The 2,064-nt window shown below is 71.7% G+C and carries 2 protein-coding genes; both read left to right on the top strand.

Annotated features, from left to right (window positions below):
- On the top strand, nt 1-879 hold an 879-nt coding region (locus ACJA3G_RS35745), incomplete at its 5' end, for a 2-oxo acid dehydrogenase subunit E2 (RefSeq protein ID WP_406557192.1).
- Nucleotides 880-987: 108 nt separating this feature from the next.
- The gene (locus ACJA3G_RS35740; protein WP_358836434.1) at nt 988-1,611 is read left to right on the top strand and encodes a GntR family transcriptional regulator; all 624 of its coding nucleotides are present in this window, start codon (nt 988-990) and stop codon (nt 1,609-1,611) included.
- Nucleotides 1,612-2,064: the final 453 nt, after the last annotated feature.

Here is a 2,064-nt window from a genome sequence, read left to right as displayed (position 1 = left end):
GGTGTGGACCTGGGCGCGGTCAAGGGCACCGGTGTCGGTGGCCGTATCCGCAAGCAGGACGTCATCGCCGCGGCCGAGGCCGCCAAGGCCGCCGCCCCGGCGCCGGCCGCCGCCGCCGCGCCCGCCGCGAAGGCCGCCCCCTCCCTGGAGGCGTCCCCGCTGCGCGGCCAGACGGTCAAGATGACCCGCATGCGCAAGGTCATCGGCGACAACATGATGAAGGCCCTGCACTCGCAGGCGCAGCTCACCACGGTCGTCGAGGTGGACATCACGAAGCTGATGAAGCTGCGTGCCGCCGCCAAGGACTCCTTCGCCGCCCGTGAGGGCGTCAAGCTCTCCCCGATGCCGTTCTTCGTGAAGGCGGCGGCCCAGGCGCTGAAGGCCCACCCGGTCGTCAACGCCCGGATCAACGAGGACGAGGGCACCATCACGTACTTCGACTCGGAGAACATCGGCATCGCCGTGGACTCCGAGAAGGGTCTGATGACGCCGGTCATCAAGGGTGCGGGCAACCTCAACCTGGCCGGTATCTCCAAGGCCACGGCCGAGCTGGCCGGCAAGGTCCGCGCCAACAAGATCACTCCGGACGAGCTGTCCGGCGCGACCTTCACGATCAGCAACACCGGCTCGCGCGGCGCGCTGTTCGACACGGTCATCGTGCCGCCGAACCAGGTCGCCATCCTGGGCATCGGTGCCACGGTCAAGCGCCCGGCGGTCATCGAGACCGCCGAGGGCACGGTCATCGGTGTCCGCGACATGACCTACCTGTCGCTCTCCTACGACCACCGTCTGGTCGACGGCGCCGACGCGGCCCGCTACCTGACGGCCGTCAAGGCGATCCTGGAGGCCGGCGAGTTCGAGGTCGAGCTCGGCCTGTAGGACCGCGGCCGTACGGTCTGTGACGAAGGCGCCCCTGCCCGGAGTGATTCCAGGTGGGGGCGCCGCCGTATTGTCTAGAGGTCACCGCTCGCGCGTGAAGGAGCCCTCATGACCCCGCCCGTCGTCCACTCGCTGCGCGAGCAGATCCGCGAGCACATCGTGGAGGGGATCGTCAGCGGTCGCTGGAAGCCGGGCGAGCGGATCGTGGAGCGCCGGATCGCGGTCGAGCTCCAGGTCAGCCAGACGCCGGTCCGGGAGGCCCTGCGGGAGCTGGAGTCCCTGCGGCTGATCGAGTCGGCGCCGAACAAGGGCGTACGGGTACGGAACCTGACGGCGGCCGACCTGGAGGAGAGCTACCCCGTACGGGCCGGCCTGGAGCAGATCGCCGCGGAGCTGGCGGCGGACCGCCTCGCCGCGGACTGCTCGGCCCTGGAGCCCCATGTGGCGGCGCTGTACGAGGCGGACGCGGCGGCGGACGGGACGGCGCAGGTGCGGCACACGGTGGGGTTCCACCGGGAGCTGGTGCGCGCGGCGCACAACGGGGTCCTCCTCCACACGTGGGAGGGCCTCGGCATCGAGGTCTTCACGGCCCTGTCCATCCGCTGGCTGGGTACGGTGCAGAAGTCGTACGCGGAGGAGCATCAGGAGCTGGTGGAGGCGTTCCGGCGGCACGATCCGCGGATCGGCACGCTGGTGAAGTCCCACGTCCTGGGCTGCGCGCCCCGAGCGTAACCCCCTCCGGGGCTGCCGGTTTCCCAGTCGTCTGCAGCCCGTCCCTGACCACTCGCGCAGTTCCCCGCGCCCCTGAAGGGCCGGACCTGCGGCCCCACTGGGGCCGGTCGCGCAGTTCCCCGCGCCCCTGAAAGGCCGTCGGTCATCCGCGGACCGTGCTGGGTTGCTCGCGCAGTTCCCCGCGCCCCCGAAGGGCCCGTCGGTCATCCGCGGACCGCCCTGGGTTGCTCGCGCAGTTCCCCGCGCCCCCGAAGGGCCCGTCGGTCATCCGCGGACCGCCCTGGGTTGCTCGCGCAGTTCCCCGCGCCCCCGAAGGGCCCGTCGGTCATCTGCGGACCGTCACCGGTTGCTCGCGCAGTTCCCCGCGCCCCTGGGGGGTCTGGGGCTGAGCCCTGTTCCCCGGACCACCGGGACCCCCTAGGGGCGCGGGGAACTGCGCGACCAGCCCACCAC

The organism is Streptomyces sp. YS-3, assembly GCF_045257485.1.
In the GTDB taxonomy this organism is placed as follows: Bacteria; Actinomycetota; Actinomycetes; order Streptomycetales; family Streptomycetaceae; genus Streptomyces.
This window is presented reverse-complemented; position numbering and strand designations above follow the sequence as displayed.